This window comes from Jeongeupia chitinilytica, assembly GCF_014652315.1.
In the GTDB taxonomy this organism is placed as follows: domain Bacteria; phylum Pseudomonadota; class Gammaproteobacteria; order Burkholderiales; family Chitinibacteraceae; genus Jeongeupia; species Jeongeupia chitinilytica.
This window is the reverse complement of record NZ_BMYO01000003.1, coordinates 342,611-358,535: the sequence shown is the minus strand read 5'-3', so window position 1 is coordinate 358,535 and position 15,925 is coordinate 342,611. Positions and strand designations below refer to the sequence as shown.

14 protein-coding genes are annotated in these 15,925 nt (G+C 64.0%); 10 read left to right on the top strand and 4 right to left on the bottom strand.

The window, feature by feature from the left end; genetic code table 11:
- The first annotated feature begins 5 nt into the window (after window positions 1–5).
- Complete coding sequence (locus tag IE097_RS07500) at window positions 6–1,625, top strand: methyl-accepting chemotaxis protein (protein WP_189459540.1); 1,620 nt, start codon at window positions 6–8, stop codon at window positions 1,623–1,625.
- Between the two features lie 62 nt (window positions 1,626–1,687).
- Here the strand turns inward: IE097_RS07500 and mltB are convergent, their stop codons facing one another.
- Both mltB and hrcA read right to left on the bottom strand, forming a co-directional pair.
- On the bottom strand, window positions 1,688–2,746 hold the full coding sequence (gene mltB, locus IE097_RS07495; RefSeq protein WP_189459539.1) for a lytic murein transglycosylase B: 1,059 nt from the start codon (window positions 2,744–2,746) through the stop codon (window positions 1,688–1,690).
- A 45-nt stretch (window positions 2,747–2,791) separates the two neighbouring features.
- Window positions 2,792–3,808 (bottom strand): heat-inducible transcriptional repressor HrcA, encoded by a 1,017-nt coding sequence (gene hrcA / locus IE097_RS07490; protein ID WP_189459538.1) that lies wholly within the window; start codon window positions 3,806–3,808, stop codon window positions 2,792–2,794.
- Between the two features lie 109 nt (window positions 3,809–3,917).
- Between hrcA and IE097_RS07485 the strand changes: the two genes are divergently transcribed.
- The 6 genes from IE097_RS07485 to IE097_RS07460 all read left to right on the top strand — a co-directional run bounded on the left by IE097_RS07485 (window position 3,918) and on the right by IE097_RS07460 (window position 10,891).
- Window positions 3,918–4,793, top strand: a complete 876-nt coding sequence (locus tag IE097_RS07485) for an NAD kinase (protein WP_189459537.1) — start codon at window positions 3,918–3,920, stop codon at window positions 4,791–4,793.
- A gap of 36 nt (window positions 4,794–4,829) precedes the next feature.
- Window positions 4,830–6,497: a DNA repair protein RecN gene (gene recN / locus IE097_RS07480; protein ID WP_189459536.1), complete on the top strand. Its 1,668-nt coding sequence runs from the start codon at window positions 4,830–4,832 to the stop codon at window positions 6,495–6,497.
- The gene (gene tadA, locus IE097_RS07475; RefSeq protein WP_189459535.1) at window positions 6,494–7,012 is read left to right on the top strand and encodes a tRNA adenosine(34) deaminase TadA; all 519 of its coding nucleotides are present in this window, start codon (window positions 6,494–6,496) and stop codon (window positions 7,010–7,012) included. The genes recN and tadA overlap by 4 nt, the downstream gene beginning before the upstream one ends.
- A gap of 145 nt (window positions 7,013–7,157) precedes the next feature.
- Window positions 7,158–8,924: a glycoside hydrolase family 18 protein gene (locus IE097_RS07470; protein ID WP_189459534.1), complete on the top strand. Its 1,767-nt coding sequence runs from the start codon at window positions 7,158–7,160 to the stop codon at window positions 8,922–8,924.
- A gap of 124 nt (window positions 8,925–9,048) precedes the next feature.
- Window positions 9,049–10,425, top strand: a complete 1,377-nt coding sequence (cysS, locus tag IE097_RS07465; RefSeq protein WP_189459532.1) for a cysteine--tRNA ligase — start codon at window positions 9,049–9,051, stop codon at window positions 10,423–10,425.
- Between the two features lie 190 nt (window positions 10,426–10,615).
- Window positions 10,616–10,891, top strand: coding sequence for a hypothetical protein (locus IE097_RS07460; RefSeq protein WP_189459530.1), 276 nt, complete (start codon window positions 10,616–10,618; stop codon window positions 10,889–10,891).
- 13 nt (window positions 10,892–10,904) lie between these two features.
- On the opposite strand, the gene IE097_RS07455 is transcribed toward IE097_RS07460, so the two are convergent.
- Window positions 10,905–11,297, bottom strand: coding sequence for a hypothetical protein (locus IE097_RS07455; RefSeq protein ID WP_189459528.1), 393 nt, complete (start codon window positions 11,295–11,297; stop codon window positions 10,905–10,907).
- Window positions 11,298–11,661: 364 nt separating this feature from the next.
- Here IE097_RS07455 and IE097_RS07450 point away from each other — a divergent pair, with 364 nt between their 5' ends.
- Genes IE097_RS07450 through IE097_RS07440 form a run of 3 tightly spaced genes read left to right on the top strand, consistent with a single transcriptional unit; the run spans window position 11,662 to window position 15,279 of the window.
- Window positions 11,662–14,379 (top strand): cation-transporting P-type ATPase, encoded by a 2,718-nt coding sequence (locus IE097_RS07450; RefSeq protein ID WP_189459527.1) that lies wholly within the window; start codon window positions 11,662–11,664, stop codon window positions 14,377–14,379.
- Window positions 14,380–14,410: 31 nt separating this feature from the next.
- Window positions 14,411–14,830, top strand: a complete 420-nt coding sequence (locus tag IE097_RS07445; RefSeq protein WP_189459525.1) for a universal stress protein — start codon at window positions 14,411–14,413, stop codon at window positions 14,828–14,830.
- A gap of 20 nt (window positions 14,831–14,850) precedes the next feature.
- A complete protein-coding gene (locus tag IE097_RS07440) occupies window positions 14,851–15,279 on the top strand; it encodes a universal stress protein (RefSeq protein WP_189459524.1) in 429 nt (142 codons plus the stop codon).
- Between the two features lie 90 nt (window positions 15,280–15,369).
- On the opposite strand, the gene IE097_RS07435 is transcribed toward IE097_RS07440, so the two are convergent.
- Entirely contained in the window at window positions 15,370–15,714 is a 345-nt protein-coding gene (locus tag IE097_RS07435) for a hypothetical protein (protein WP_189459523.1), read from the bottom strand.
- Window positions 15,715–15,925: the final 211 nt, after the last annotated feature.

Here is a 15,925-nt window from a genome sequence, read left to right as displayed (position 1 = left end):
ATTCCATGACAGTGAAAACACGATTAATTGCGCTGATTGCCGCCTTCGCTGCAGTGCTGGCCTTGATTTCCGGGCTGGGCATCTATCAGTTGAACCGGATTAACGGCCATATCGACGAAATCAACCGGAACGTGATTCCGAGTCTTCGCTATTTGAACGAAGCAAACGTTTCCTTTCAGCGCATGCGCGTGACGACGTTTCGCCACCTCAATTCGATGAGCACCCAGGATCAGGGCGAACTCGAAAAGCGTATTGCCAGCTACAAGGAAAAGATCACCGGGGCGTTCGGCGATTACGAAAAAAACGTACTCGACGTCAATGACCAGCGCGACGTGGCGCTGCTGGCCGCCGATCGCGAGACCATGCAGAAGTACCTGCAGATTCAGGAGAAGGCGCTGGACCTGTCGCGGCTGGCGCAGCGTGACGAGGCAAACGCGCTGCTGACCAAGAGCTATGAGGAGTCGAAGCAGGTCGCCGACGCGCTCGACGCCCACGCCAAGTACAACGAGGAGTGGTCCGGCAAACAGGTCAAACTCGCTTCGGAAACGTTCAATAGCGCGGTATTCCAGTCGATCCTCTGCCTGCTGGTCGGTCTGGCTGGTGCGGGCATCTTCGGGCTGATCAGCTACCGTGCCATCGTGAACCCGCTCAACGGCATGCGCGACGCGATTCGTGGTGTCGAGCAGGACCTCGACTTCAAGCGGCGCGCCAAAACCGACGGCAAGGGCGAAGTGGGCGAGGCGATCACGGCATTCAACCGGCTGATGGACCGCGTTCAAGGCAGCCTCGGGCAGTTGCAGCGTGCTGCGGGCGATGTGTCGGGCTCGGCGGGCGAGTTGTCCGATGCCTCGGGCCAGGTGGCCAAGAGCGCCAACTATCAGAGCGATGCGACGGCGAGCATGGCGTCGTCGGTCGAGCAGATGACCGTCAGCATCAGTCACGTGTCCGATCGCGCCGGTGAGGCGCACAATCTGGCGCGCGAATCGGGCCAGCTGGTGCAACAGGGGCGCACCGTCATCGGTCGTACCGTCGACGAGATCAACCAGATCGCCGAAGGCGTGGGCGAAGCGGCAGCGCGTCTGTCCGAGCTTGAGCAGCAGACCCAGCAGATTTCATCGGTGATCGGCGTGATTCGCGACGTGGCCGATCAGACCAATCTGCTGGCGCTGAATGCGGCCATCGAGGCGGCACGCGCCGGCGAGCAGGGCCGCGGTTTCGCGGTGGTGGCCGACGAAGTGCGCAAGCTGGCCGAGCGGACCGCAAACTCGACGGCCGAAATCTCGCAGATCATCGAAACCGTGGGCGAACGCGCCCAGCGTTCGGTGGCGGGGATGAATCAGGCCGTGAATCTGGTCAAGTCCGGTGTTGCACAGGCCGATGCGGCGCGCGACGTGATCGGGCAGATCGGCAGCAAGGCCGAGCAGACGGTGCAGATGGTCAACGACATCTCGGCGGCGCTGCGCGAGCAGTCGCTGGCGAGTTCGAACATTGCCCAGCAGGTCGAACGGATTGCCCAGATGACCGAAGAGAACAGTGCCATCGCGGAGCAGACCAACAGCTCGGCCAAGCAACTCGGCGAACTGGCTGCGACCATGCAGCGGGAAACCGCGCAGTACCGCATCTAGGCATCCGGGTGCGGCTTCAAAACAAAACGGCCCGTGACGGGCCGTTTTGTTTGGGTGCGTGTTTAGTGCTTGGGTTTGCCCCAGCTGCCACCGCTCCTGGCCGGGGCTGCTTTCTTCGGTGTGACCGCGGCATCGTCGCCGCTCTGGTAGGCGGACCTGATGCCCTCGGCCAGTTCGAGCACCGCGCTCGCGTACAGCGTGCTCTTGTTGTAACGCGTGATCACGTAGAAGTTGGTATAGCCGAGGTAGTAGCGGGTGAAATCGGGTTCGGTGTCGAGCGCGAACAGCACCGCCTGCCGCTGCGGATCGACTTCATTGAGCGGCGTGATGCCCTTGGCCATCATCTCGGCCACGGTGTAGTGCAGGTTGAACTTGTCGGCCAGCAGTGCCTCGATCTGGTCGCTGTCGACGTTGACGACGTCCATTGTCGGGCCACCCTTTTCCCAGCCGTGCGCGGCAAGGTAGTTGCCGACGCTGGCGATCGCGTCGTCGGCGTTGTTCCAGATGTCGCGATGATGGTCGCCGTTCCAGTCGACGGCGTACTGGCGGAAGCTCGACGGCATGAACTGCGGCCAGCCCATGGCCCCGGCATACGAGCCCTTGAACGACAGCGGGTCTTCGCCTTCTTCACGCGCCAGCAACAGGAACTGCGTCAGTTCCTTCCTGAAGAAATCGGCACGGCGCGGGTAGTCGAAGGCGACGGTCGACAGCGCATCGATGACGCGGAAGCTGCCGGTATTGCTGCCGTAGTTGGTTTCGGCGCCGAGAATGGCCACGATCACTTCGGCCGGCACCCCGTAGCGCGCCGATACGGCCGCCAGCGTGTCTGCATTGGCGCGCCAGAACTTCGCACCTGCCTTGATCCGCGCGGGGTTCACGAAGTTTCCGCGGAACTGGTACCACGGCCGGCTGGTGGACGGCCGGTCGAGGATGGCGAGGATGTTCGGCTTGAGCTGGACGCTGGTGAACAGCGTATCGAGCTTGTCGCGCGGCAGGTTTTCGCTGGCGGCGACTTCGTCGAGGTACTGCTTGACGTCCGGCCGGGCAATCAGGGCTTCGTCGGCAAAGGCCGGTGCCGTCAGTGCAAGGGAGAGCAGGGTGCTGAGCAGGGTGATGCGCATGGGGTCCTCAACCGGCGGAGCCGGGGCGGGCTAGGGGATTCGGGTTTACTGTGACAGGGCGCTGGACAGCAGTTTTGCGGTGACGTTGACGATCGGGATGACGCGCTCGTATGCCATCCGGGTCGGGCCGATCACGCCGAGCGTGCCGACGATCTCGCCGTTGGTGCGGTACGGTGCGGTAATGACCGAACAATCGCCCAGCGGTTCGAGGCCGGATTCGCCGCCGATGTAGATCTGTACGCCATCGGCGCGATTGCCGACGTCGAGCAGTTGCAGCAACGCCGTTTTGCGGTCGAACAGCTCGAACAGCTGGCGCAGCCGGCCCATGTTGGATGCAAGATCGTCGCTGTCGAGCAGGTTGCGCTCGCCGGAAATCAGTACGGCCTCGTTGCCGGGCGTGCTCATGACGTCCTGTGCGGCGGCATTGATCAGCGTGACCAGCTCGCCCTTCAGTGCGTGCACTTCGGCCTCGACCACATTGCGCAAATGACCGAAGGTCTTGCCGGCGCAATGGGCGTTGAGGAAGTTGGCCGCTTCGGTCAGCTGGACCGGGGTGTAGGCGGTCTGCGTTGTCAGGATGCGGTTCTGCACGTCACCGTCGGCGGTGACGAGGATCAGGAGCACACGGTTGTCGCCGAGCTGCAGGAATTCGATGTGCGTCAGGATGGCTTCCTGTCGCTTGGGCAGCATGACGACACCGGCAAAGTGGGTCAGCTGCGACACCAGTTGCGACGCGGCCGCGATCGAGCGCTGTGCGTTGCCCTTGGGCAGTCCGCCGACGTCGGGTGTGGCGCTTCGTTCGAGTCGGTCCAGCGACTGCATCACCATCAGCGAATCGACGAAAAAACGGTAGCCGCGTGCCGTCGGAATCCGGCCGGCCGAGGTGTGCGGGCTGGCGATGAAGCCGAGGTCTTCGAGTTCGGCCATGACGTTGCGGATCGTCGCCGGGCTGACGACCAGACCGCTGGCCTGGGATAGCGTCTTCGAACCGACCGGTTGGCCGTCGGCTATGTACCGTTCGACGAGCGTGGTAAGCAGGTGTTGGGCGCGTTCGCTGAGCATGTCCCGATTCTAACGCCGTTGCCGTGTGCGTGCCCGGGATGGCTATGGTTTAATTCCGGGCATGCGTGGTGGCCGACGTCCTGCATCCGGCCACCCAGATGGAAAAGCCATGACTACCCTGTTCAAGACTGTGGCGCTGGTCGGTCGCCGCAACACCCCGACGATTGCCGAACCGATGACGCGGCTGGCCGCGATGCTGGCCGCTCGCGGCGCCAGCGTGCTGATCGATGAAGAGGCCGCTGCCGAACACGGCATCGCCGATCATCCGACCGTTGCACGCGAGATGATCGGCCGGCTGGCGGATCTGGTGATCGTGATGGGCGGCGACGGCACGATGCTCGGTGTTGCGCGCCTTGTTGCGCCGTACCGGATCCCGCTGATCGGCGTCAACCAGGGGCGTTTGGGATTCATGACCGACGTGCCGCTCGGTGAAATGGAGAAAGTGATCGGCGACATGCTTGCCGGCGCCTTCGTGCCCGAGGAGCGCATCCTGCTCGAAACGACGATCTGTCGTGGCGACGAGGAGTTCGGCCCGTCGCTGGCGTTCAACGACGTGGTGTTCAGTCGCGGCTCGACCGGCTCGATGATCGAGTTCGAGATCATCATCGATCGTCAGTTCGTCTACAGCCAACGCTCGGACGGACTGATCGTCAGTACGCCGACGGGTTCGACCGCCTATGCGCTGGCGTCGGGCGGCCCGATCCTTCACCCGAGCCTGCCGGCGGTGACGCTGGTGCCGATCTGCCCACAATCGCTGTCGAACCGGCCGATCGTCGTCAGCGACGACGCCGAAGTCGAATTCCTGCTGACCCGCGCCAACGACGCGCGGGTGTACTTCGACAACCAGTCGGACTTCGAGCTCAAGGAGCACGACCGTGTGCGCATCCGCCGCTACCGCAACACGCTGCGCATCCTGCACCCGGTCGGGTACAACTACTACGACATGCTCCGGGCCAAGCTGCACTGGGGCCACAAGCTGCAATAATCCTTTTCTCCGAACGATCCAGGACGTCCCGAACGCATGCTGCTTTCGCTCAGGCTCAAGAACTTCGTCATCGTCGACGAGCTCGCACTCGATTTTGCCGCCGGCCTGACCGTGCTTACCGGTGAGACCGGCGCCGGCAAGTCGATCGTGCTCGACGCGCTCGGCCTGCTGCTGGGGGACCGGGCCGAAAGCGGCATCATCCGGCACGGCTGCGAGCGCGCCGAACTGGCCGCCGAGTTCGAGCTGGGCGACGTGCCGGCCGCCAGCGCCTGGCTGGTCGAATCCGATCTGGTCGACGCCGACCCTGCGCGACTGGTGTTGCGGCGGACCATCGACATTCACGGCAAGAACCGCGCCTTCATCAACGGCAGTCCGGCAACGCTGGCACAGATCAAGGCAGTGGGCGAACTGCTCGTCGACATCCATGGCCAGCATGCCCATCAGCGGCTGCTGCGTGCCGAGGTGCAGCGTCAGGTGCTCGATGCCTATGCTGGCGCCGAAGCGCTGGCGGTCGAGCTGGCCGACGCATGGCGCGGCTGGCGCAGGCTGGCCGACGAGCTCGACGCGGCGCACCGCAACGCCGCAACGTTCGAGGCGGAGCGAGAGCGTTTGCAATGGCAGATCGACGAGGTCGCCGCGTTGTCGCTGGGCGATGACGAATGGGCTGCGTTGCAGTCGGAACACAAGCGCTTGCACCATGCCGCCAGCCTGATCGACGGCGTGCAGGCGGCCTTGCTTGCACTCGCCGATGGCGACGAAAACTGTCAGGGCTGGCTCGGCGGTGCGCAGCACCGGGTCGACGAACTGGCCGGCTACGACGACGGGCTGACCGAGGCGCGCGAGTTGCTGGCGTCGACCGATGCGCAGTTGACCGAGGCCGTGAACACGCTGCGCCGTTATGCCGACGGCCTTGAACTTGACCCGCAGCGGCTATCGGACGTCGAAAGCCGCATGGACGCGATCTGGCGTACCGCACGCAAATACCGTTGCGAGCCCGAGCAGCTGGCCGGTTTGCTGGCCGAGTGGCAGGACCGGCTGGATACCCTGGGCGGCCGTGACGGCCTGGCGCGGCTCGAAGCCGATGTGGCCAGGGCGGAAAAATCGGCGCATGCCCTGGCGGCAAAACTGAGCGCCAGACGCAAGGGGGCCGCGCCGAAGCTGGCCGAGGCCGTGACCCGGGAAATGCGGCCACTGGCCCTGGCCGACAGCCGTTTCGAAATCGCGCTGACGCCGCTCGACAAGCTCACCGCGCATGGCGCGGAGAGCATCGAGTTCCTCGTCGGCCACGGCGGTGCGCCGGCACGGGCAATGGCCAAAATCGTCTCCGGCGGCGAGTTGTCGCGGATCAGTCTGGCGCTGCAGGTGATTGCGGCGACGCAGGGTGGCATTTCGACCTTCGTATTCGACGAGGTCGACGTCGGCATCGGCGGCCGTGTCGCCGAGATTGTCGGCCGCCTTCTGGCCGACCTGGGCGCCAACCGCCAGGTGCTGTGCATTACCCACCTGCCGCAAGTCGCTGCCTGCGGGCATCAGCACCTGCAGGTCAGCAAGGCCAGTACGCCGGCCGGCATCGTCAGTGCGGTCCGCCCGCTCTCGAGTGACGAGCGCATCGAGGAAATCGCCCGCATGCTTGGCGGCGTGGAAATCACCGAAACCACGCGGCGCCATGCAGCCGAGCTGCTCGGACTGGTCCAGTCCGCATGAACGATGTTGCCGACTCTCCGGCACCGGCCTGGACCGATGCCGATGCCGGCTTCATGCGCGAGGCGCTGGCCGAAGCCGGGCGCGCCTATGCTTTGGGTGAGGTGCCGGTTGGCGCCGTCGTCGTGATCGACGGCGAGATCGTCGGCCGGGGCTGCAACCAGCCGATCACGTTGCACGACCCGAGTGCGCACGCCGAAATGCTGGCGCTGCGCGATGCGGCAAGCCGGCTCGGCAACTACCGGCTGCCCGGCGCCACGCTTTATGTAACGCTGGAGCCGTGCCTGATGTGCGCCGGCGCCATGCTGCATGCCCGGCTCGCGCGCATCGTCTATGCCGCCACCGACCCCAAGACCGGCGCTGCCGGCAGCGTCATCAACCCGTTTCCGGATCGGCGCCTCAACCACCAGACCGAGGTCGTCGGTGGGCTGCTGGCCGACGAAGCTGCAGCGCAGCTGCGCGCGTTCTTTCGCGAGCGCCGTGACGCCGAAAAGGCTCGCCGGGCGGCCACGAACTGACGGTTCGTGATGTCTGTGACATTTGCGCGTCAGCGCAATACGGCATCATATGTAGTCGGCTCCTTCGACGCTACACTGTTTCCGCCATCCGCGGCGGCGCAAGCCGCCGTACACGCATTCACAAAAACCAAAGGTGGGGGTCGAAATGAAACGTCTGGTATTGCCGCTCTTGCTCGCAGCGGCGTTTGCCCACGCAGACAGCGTGGTGTTCGAGGAAAACTTCGAGGGCGATCTGGCCAAGTGGGTCGGCCAGCGCGGCGACGGCACCGTGCCGATGAACGTCACGCTGATCGACGATCCGCTCAAGCTCGGCAACAAGGTCGCGCGTTTCGACAAGCCGGTATACGGCGGCGACATCTTCACCAGGCAGCAGTTTCCCGAAGGCAAGTACGTCCTTTCGTTCGACTATCTTGGCACCTGCGGGGGCAATTGCGGCGGCGTCATCGGCGTGACCGCCGAGTTCCCGGGGCGGGACCAGTGGCTGGCCGGTACGGCCAACTCGGGCTTCCCGGACCGGATCAAGGATACCGGCAAGTGGGAGCACTACGACCTCGACTTCAAGGGGCGCTTCGACTTCCATCTGGCGCTCGAGCAATGGACCAGCTCGGCCGGCGCAGGCAAGGACATCTATTTCGACAACATCAAGCTGGTACAGAAGGGTGATGGCGGCGGTGCCGCTGCGGCCAAACCGGCTGCAGCCGTCGCCGTGACGGGCGCGCCCGCACCGAAAACGCCGCAAGTGGTCGGCTACTTCCCGGCCTGGGCGAAACACAACAGCAATTACTGGGTGAAGGACATCGAGACCTCGGGCGCAGCCAAGCGTCTGACGGTCATCAACTACGCCTTCGGCAACGTCAAGGACAACAAGTGCGTCGTCGGCGTCGAAGCCAAGGGCGTGGGTGCAGCGGCGGACGACTACTGGGAACCGGTGCCGAAGGCGCACACCCTCGACGGCAAGGATGATCTGGGTGACAAGGGACTCTTCGGACACTGGAACCAGCTCAAGCAGCTGAAGAAGGCCAATCCGAACCTCAGGGTCGTGATCAGCCTGGGGGGCTGGAGCTGGTCGAAGTACTTCTCGGATGCGGCGCTGCCGCAAAACCGCGAAGCCTTCGTCAAGTCCTGCGTCGACGCCTACATCAAGGGCAATGTGCCGGACAAGCAGGGCAAGCTGGTCAACGGGCTCGCGGCCGGCGTGTTCGACGGGATCGACATCGACTGGGAGTACCCGGCGGCCGAGGGTGAAAAGGGCAACGTCGTCCGCAAGGAAGACACCAGGAACTACACGGCCCTGCTTGCCGAGTTCCGCAAGCAGCTCGATGCGGTCAAGCCCGGCCTGTTGCTGACGATCGCCAGCCCGGCGGCCAGCGACAAGTCGGCGATGATGGAACTGGACAAGATCCATCCGTCGCTCGATTTCATCAACATCATGACCTACGACTTCAGCAACGGCTGGGCCAACCAGAGCCAGCCGCACGCCAACCTGTACGGCGGCAAGAAGGACCAGTTCGCGATCGATTACACGGTCAAGGATTACCTCGAAAAAGTGCCGTCGCAGAAACTGGTGCTGGGTGTGCCGTTCTACGGTTACGGCTGGCTGGTCAAGAGCACCGACAACAACGGCATGTACCAGCCGAGCAGTGGTCCCGCCAAGGGGCCGGTCGAGCAGGGCAGCAAGCCGTACGCGCAGATCAAGACCGCGCCGGGCAAGGTGTTCCGTGACGACAAGACCCGTGCCGTCTGGAAGCTCAACGGCAACGAGGTCTGGAACTACGACGACCCGCAAGCGTTGCAGGAAAAGGTCGAGTTCGTGAAGAAGAACAAGCTGGGCGGGGTGATGTTCTGGGAGTTGTCGAACGATACCGCTGATGGCGAACTGAGCAAGACGCTGGCCGATGCGCTGAAGAAGTAAGCACGCCAGCCGCCGGAAAGGGCGCCTTCGGGCGCCCTTTTTGCGTCCGGCACAATCCTGCCCGCTTAGAGACGCGGGCCCAGTCTGTTAGAATCACCGGTTCGTTCCACCTTACGTCGCCACCATGCTCAGCCTCTACAACACCCTCGCACGCGAGAAGCAGGTCTTCACCCCCATTCATGCCGGCAAGGTCGACATGTATGTCTGCGGCATGACGGTGTATGACTACTGTCACCTCGGGCATGCGCGGGTGATGGTGGTGTTCGACATGGTGGCGCGCTGGTTGCGCGCTTCGGGTTACGACGTCAACTACGTCCGCAACATCACCGACATCGACGACAAGATCATCAAGCGGGCCTTGGAAAACGGTGAGTCGATCAACGCCCTGACCGCACGCTTCATCGCGGCCATGGACGAGGACGCCGCGGCTCTGGGCGTGCAAAAACCCAGCCACGAGCCGCGTGCCACAGAGTTCGTCGGCGAGATGCACCAGCTGATCGGCAAACTGATCGACAACGGTCTGGCCTACCCGGCGCCGAACGGCGACGTCTACTACGCGGTGCGCAAGTTCGACGGCTACGGCAAGCTTTCCGGCAAGAGCCTCGAAGACCTGCGCGCCGGCGAGCGCGTTGATGTCGATGTGAACAAGCAGGATCCGCTCGACTTCGTGCTGTGGAAGGCCGCCAAGGCGGACGAGCCGCAGGACGCCAAGTGGGCGTCGCCGTGGGGCGAAGGTCGCCCGGGCTGGCATATCGAATGCTCGGCGATGAGCTGCCATCATCTCGGCAGCCATTTCGACATCCACGGTGGCGGTGCCGACCTGCAGTTCCCGCACCATGAAAACGAAATCGCCCAGTCCGAAGGTGCCAGCGGCCACGCTTACGTCAACTACTGGATGCACAACGGCTTCATTCGCGTCGACAACGAGAAGATGTCCAAGAGTCTGGGCAACTTCTTCACCATCCGCGAAGTGCTGCAGAAGTTCGATGCCGAAGTCGTGCGCTTTTTCATCCTTCGCGCGCACTACCGCAGTCCGCTCAACTACTCGGACGTGCACCTGAATGACGCCAGGAATGCGCTGACGCGGCTGTACACCGCACTGAAGAGCGTGCCGCCGGCCGCCGTCACCCTAGACTGGCAACAGGGCTACGCTGCGCGTTTCAAGGCGGCGATGGACGACGACTTCAATACCGTCGAAGCTATGGCCGTGCTGTTCGAGCTGGCGCACGAAGCCAACCGGCAGCAGTCGGCGCAATTGTCGGGCGAGCTCAAGGCACTGGCCGCCGTACTGGGCCTGCTGGAGCGCGATCCTCAGCTGTTCCTGCAGGGCGGCGACGCCGGCGAATGGACGGCCGACCGGATCGAAGCGGCGATCGTTGCGCGCAAAACGGCGCGGGCCGAGAAAAACTGGGCCGAGTCCGACCGGCTCCGCGACGAGCTGGCTTCGGCCGGCATCGTGATCGAGGATGGTCCGCAGGGAACCAGCTGGCGGCGCCAGTAACAGGTTCTTCCGGAAGCGGCCTCGATGAGGCCGTTTTCTTTCCTGCGTCCGCCCGACTACAATGACGCCGGGCATTTTGTGACTAGCGACTCATTCAGCCATGCGCCACCCAGACGACCGCCAAACCGCCGAACTGCCGGGGCTCCCGGTCACCAAAAAACGTGGCCGCCCCTCGATCGGGCCCAAGGCCATGACGGCCGCGGAGCGAAAGCGCCGCAGCCGGTTCAATCAGCTCCAGCGTGCCCTGCAGAGCAAGGACGTAGCCAATACGCAGATTCCCGCCCAGCTCAACGCCGTGGTCGACGAATCGACCCGGCGCTATCTGGTGACCGCCGCGCGCGAACAGGGCACCACGGTGGGACGGCTGATCGACCAGCTGGTCGCCGCAGAGCGGCACAGGCTGGAAGAGGCCAAGCGCCCCGCTTTCGAGCTCGTTCCGCCCAGCGCGCCGGCCACGCGTCGCTGAGCCGGCCGGACGCTTACTCCGGCTTCTCGCCCTGAACGGCCAGCTCGACGTAGGACACAAAGAACTGCGCCGGCTCGACGGTGTCGTCGCCCAGTGTCCAGGCGTCTTCCATCGTGTTGTTGTCGGCCGAGGCCTTCTGCCAGAACTCGGCCAGTTGTTTCTCGCTCAGCTTGTTCTGGCGACCATAAGCGATCGCCTCCTTCTTGGCCGTGCGGTAGCAAGGGATGGCCTTGCTGGCGTACTCGCGACTTGCCGGGTCCAGGGTGGCGGGAATTGCCCGCAGGCAGGTGACGAAGGCCTGCGTGACCGGGCCGTCGGAAACCGGTACCGATGCGGCGAGGGTGGTGGTAGTCACGAAGGTGGCGACGAGTGCCGCCGCTGTCTTGAGCGGGTGTCGGATTTTCATTGCCGAAGCATAGCGTCACTGGTGCACTGCTGTGAACACGCCGCAGCGGCGGTGTGCAACTTGCAGGGCAGCCGGCGTCGTGCGGTTGCGTTGTGGGAGCGGCCGCAGTGCGCGCTGAGCTGACGGCGCCTGTTCGAGACCCTGTGCTTAATCTTAATAAACAACTTTATTCCTGGTAATTGTTGCTTTCGGCATAGGGCGGCATCCGCGCTTTGCGCTGGGTCAAGTTCGCCGATAGCGGGCTTCAATTAGTCTTGGGCATCCGTTTGATTTTTCCGTTGCCCGGGTGTCGCTCTTCATCCTTTGAATCGAATCGAATTCGTTCCGCGTCCTCCGCGCTTCGGCAGCCAGGGAGGGCGTGCGTATGCCGGGTCACGACAAGGAACGAAGAGGGGGGAGTGCGATCGCATGGTATCGGCTGGATGCCGGCGCGGTACTGGAACAGCTGCAAAGCGGCGAGCACGGGCTGGACGAGGCCGATGCACTCGAGCGTGGCGAGCGCTACGGCCCGAATCAGTTGCCGGAACGGGCGGGCCGCCCGGCCTGGCTCAAGTTCATCGCTCATTTCAACGATGTCCTGATCTACATCCTGCTGGCCGCAGCCGTACTGACCGGCGTGATGGGCCACTGGGTCGATACGGTGGTCATCCTCGGCGTGGTGGTCATCAACGCGCTGATCGGTTTCTATCAGGAAAACAGTGCCGAAAAATCCCTGCAGGGAATCCGCGGCATGCTGTCGAGCCGCGCGCACGTCGTCCGCGGTGGCGGGAAGCGGGACATCGACGCCGCGGAGCTGGTGCCGGGCGATATCGTGACCCTGCGTCCCGGTGACCGGATTCCGGCCGACCTGCGCCTGCTCGAAGTGCACAACCTGCGTGTCGAAGAAGCGATCCTGACCGGCGAATCCACCGTCGTGACCAAGCAGCGTGATGCGATTGCCGACGAAGTGATGATCGGCGATCGAACCAATCTGGCCTATTCCGGCACCACGGTCAGCGCCGGCACGGCGACCGGGGTGGTCATTGCCATCGGCGAGCAGACCGAACTGGGCCACATCAACGGCATGCTGGCCGCCGTCGAGGTGCAGCAGACACCCCTGCTGCTGCAGATGCAGCGTCTGGGCAAGGGCATCCTTTACCTGATTCTCGTCGTGATGGCGCTGCTGTTCGTGTTCAGCGTGGTCTTGCACGACCTGCCGATCGGCGAGCTGTTGCTTGCACTGATCAGCCTGGCTGTGGCGGCCGTGCCCGAAGGACTGCCGGCGATCATCTCGATCATCCTGTCGATGGGCGTGCAGAGCATGGCGCGGAAGAATGCCATCATCCGCAAGTTGCCGACGGTGGAAACGCTGGGCGCCATGACGGTGATCTGCTCGGACAAGACCGGCACGCTGACGATGAACGAGATGACCGTCAAAGCGGTACTGCTTGCCGACGGCGGCTATCTGGTCGAAGGCGAGAGTTACGAACCGGTCGGTGCGCTGTCGGCAGAGGCCAGTGGCGAAGTGCTTGATCCGTCCGGTCTGCCGGCCATGACGCAGTTCATCGCGGCGGTGCATCTTTGCAACGACGCGCAGCTGCGGCAAGGCGACGACGGTCGCTGGCAGATCATCGGTGCGCCGACCGCCGGGGCGCTGCAGGTGCTGGCTGCGAAAACGGGTCTGCGCTTCGACGACGCCGAGCTGATCGACAAGATACCGTTCGATTCGGCCTACAAGTATCAGGCGACGTTGCATCGCATCGACCGGGCAAACCGCATCCTCGTGACCGGCGCACCGGACGTACTGTTCGCGATGGCCGAGTCCGAGCTGGGCGAGGGCGGGGTACGGCCGTTCCGTCGCGACTTCTGGGAAGCCGAAATGGCGCGTTATGCCAGGCTCGGCCTGCGCATGGTGGCTGCGGCGTACAAACCGGCCGACGTCGACGTTCGCCGCATCGAACATGCCGATCTGGGGGACGGAGTCGTTTTTCTGGGGATCGCCGCAATGATGGATCCGCCACGCCCCGAGGCGATCGAGGCGATTGCCGTCTGCCAGCAGGCCGGCATCAGGGTGAAGATGATTACCGGCGACCACCCGGAGACCGCCATGGCGATCGGCAAAATGCTGGGCATGCGCGACTGGCAGGATGCCGTCACCGGCGCCCGGCTCGAACACATGAGCGACGAGGAACTGGGCAGGGTGGCGGCCGATCACGACATCTTTGCGCGTACGAGCCCCGAGCACAAACTGCGGCTGGTGCGGGCGCTGCAGGCGCGGGGCGAGGTGGTCGGGATGACCGGCGACGGTGTCAACGACGCGCCGGCGCTGAAGCAGGCCGATGTCGGCATCGCCATGGGCATCAAGGGCACCGAGGTCACCAAGGAGGCCGCCGACATGGTGCTGGCCGACGACAACTTCGCGTCGATCGCGCGGGCGGTGACCGAAGGGCGCCGCGTCTACGACAACCTGAAGAAAACCATCCTGTTCATCCTGCCGACCAATCTGGCGCAAGGCCTGCTGGTGGTCGTTGCACTGCTGGCCGGCACGACCATTCCGCTGACGCCGCTGCAAATCCTCTGGATGAACATGGCCACCTCGACAACGCTGGCCTTCGGCCTGGCGTTCGAGCCGGCCGAGGCCGGCATGATGCGGCGCAAGCCGCGGGCGCCGGGCAAATCCATTCTCGATCTGCACGGCGTGTGGCGCATCGGGCTGGTCGGGGTGCTGATCGCCGGCAGTGCGTTCTGGCTCGAAGCCTGGCTGATCGGCCGGGGGCATGGCGACGCGTTCATCCGCTCGGTACTGCTGCAGACGCTGGTGATGGCGCAATGGGTCTACATGTTCAACTGCCGCATTCAGGACCGCTTCTCGCTGAACGCCAGCATGTTCAGCAATGCCGGGCTCTGGCTGGCGACCGTCGTGCTGGCGCTGCTGCAGCTGGCCATCTTCCAGGTGCCGGCAATGAACCGCGTCTTCGGCACCGAGCCATTGCCACTGGCGTACTGGGGCATTGCCTCGCTGATCGGTCTGGCCGTGTTTGTCGTGGTCGAACTGGAGAAGTGCCTGGTCAACCGCTGGCAGCGCAAGGCGGCTGCAGCATGAACGAACTCAATCACCAACGCAGGAGATCATCATGACTACCATCCTGGTGCCCGTCGACGGCTCGCGTCCGTCACTGAACGCGATCGAAGCCGCACTCGATTTTGCCGATTACCAGCCGATCGACCGTCTGGTGCTGCTGAACGTGCAGGTGCCCATCGTTCGCGGGCGCAGTTTCATGAGCGACGAGGACGTGCTGGCCATCTACAAGGCGGAAGCCGACCGCGCCTTCGCGGATGCCTGCAGGACGCTGGCGGACCGAGGTGTCCGCTTCGAAGTGCGGGCGGAGCCGGGGCCGGTGGCGGAAACCATCGTCCGCGTTGCCGACGACATCGGCGCGGCACAGATCTACATGGGGACGCGCGGCTATGGCGCCGCGGTCAGCGCCATGCTGGGGTCGGTGGCCGGCAAGGTGGTCAGCCTGAGCGACCTGCCTGTCACCCTGGTCAACTGAGCCACAAAGGAGAACCTGTCATGCTGAACATTCTGATTCCGGTCGATGGTTCGGACAACGCGCTGCGCGCGGTGGATTACGCGATCAGGCTGGCGGCCAGCGGCAAGCCGCTGACGGTGCGGCTCCTCAACGTGCAGCAGCCCATGCTGTACCCGTCGCTCGTCGAGGGTATCGTCAACACCCAGCCGATGCAGGCGATGCTGCAGGAGCAGGGCGATGCTGCCATTGCCGTCGCGGCGGACAGGCTGCTTGCGTCGGGCATCCCGTTCAGCCGCAAAGTGGTATTCGGCAAGCCGGCCGCGGTGATTCGCGAGCAGGCCAATCGCGCCGATTGTCACCGCGTGATCATGGGGACACGCGGTAGCGGTGCGTTGCAGCGTTTCGTGTTCGGTTCGGTGGCCTACAGCGTTGCCAGCAGCGCGGGCGTGCCGGTAACGCTGATCAAGTGATGCCGCCGGGCATCGCCGGTCCGGCCGGTCAGAAACACCGGAGAGCGGTTTGCTTTCCGGTGTTTTTTCGGCGTGAAACGGGGGGTGCAGTCAACGCCACCAGCGCGGAAACAGGAAAATGGCCGCCAGCCCGAACAGGCTGATCAGCATGATGCCGCCGGTGGTCATCGTCAGCAGGAAAAAGCCCCGCCAGAACGTCGAATCGATTCGCCGCCACTCGCCACTGCGACCTGCCTGCCAGACATCGGACATGAACACGCCATTGGCGTCGGAGTCATGCAGGCCGTTGGTCGGCCGCGGCGACAGCATGTCGTGATAATGCGTGGCCAGATGGTCGTAAACCAGCCGGGCAAACAGGATGAACAGCAGAAAACTGCTCAGGCCGGCGCTGACCAGAATCGGCAACAGGTAGTCGAGCACGAATAGCCTGATCATTTCCGCACCTTGTGCGTATCGTGGCTGTCTGTCGTTGTTGCATCCGGGTGAGGAAGTGACAAGGTCGTTTCCAGTCGTGTAGGCGGGTTCGCTGCAGGCCGCACTCTAAAGAATGCATTCCGTTTCCTGCTGACCGGGATTGCGGTTCCGGTTTGCTGGCAAGCATATCGTTCACATGCAGGCATTTGTTCCTGCCGGGGGTGAGCGGTTG

Excerpts from the sequence above, each read along its gene's own strand:
- IE097_RS07500 (WP_189459540.1), top strand. The coding sequence starts at position 6 with ATGACAGTGAAAACACGATTAATTGCGCTGATTGCCGCCTTCGCTGCA.
- mltB (WP_189459539.1), bottom strand. The coding sequence starts at position 2,746 with ATGCGCATCACCCTGCTCAGCACCCTGCTCTCCCTTGCACTGACGGCA.
- hrcA (WP_189459538.1), bottom strand. The coding sequence starts at position 3,808 with ATGCTCAGCGAACGCGCCCAACACCTGCTTACCACGCTCGTCGAACGG.
- IE097_RS07485 (WP_189459537.1), top strand. The coding sequence starts at position 3,918 with ATGACTACCCTGTTCAAGACTGTGGCGCTGGTCGGTCGCCGCAACACC.
- recN (WP_189459536.1), top strand. The coding sequence starts at position 4,830 with ATGCTGCTTTCGCTCAGGCTCAAGAACTTCGTCATCGTCGACGAGCTC.
- tadA (WP_189459535.1), top strand. The coding sequence starts at position 6,494 with ATGAACGATGTTGCCGACTCTCCGGCACCGGCCTGGACCGATGCCGAT.
- IE097_RS07470 (WP_189459534.1), top strand. The coding sequence starts at position 7,158 with ATGAAACGTCTGGTATTGCCGCTCTTGCTCGCAGCGGCGTTTGCCCAC.
- cysS (WP_189459532.1), top strand. The coding sequence starts at position 9,049 with ATGCTCAGCCTCTACAACACCCTCGCACGCGAGAAGCAGGTCTTCACC.
- IE097_RS07460 (WP_189459530.1), top strand. The coding sequence starts at position 10,616 with ATGACGGCCGCGGAGCGAAAGCGCCGCAGCCGGTTCAATCAGCTCCAG.
- IE097_RS07455 (WP_189459528.1), bottom strand. The coding sequence starts at position 11,297 with ATGAAAATCCGACACCCGCTCAAGACAGCGGCGGCACTCGTCGCCACC.
- IE097_RS07450 (WP_189459527.1), top strand. The coding sequence starts at position 11,662 with ATGCCGGGTCACGACAAGGAACGAAGAGGGGGGAGTGCGATCGCATGG.
- IE097_RS07445 (WP_189459525.1), top strand. The coding sequence starts at position 14,411 with ATGACTACCATCCTGGTGCCCGTCGACGGCTCGCGTCCGTCACTGAAC.
- IE097_RS07440 (WP_189459524.1), top strand. The coding sequence starts at position 14,851 with ATGCTGAACATTCTGATTCCGGTCGATGGTTCGGACAACGCGCTGCGC.
- IE097_RS07435 (WP_189459523.1), bottom strand. The coding sequence starts at position 15,714 with ATGATCAGGCTATTCGTGCTCGACTACCTGTTGCCGATTCTGGTCAGC.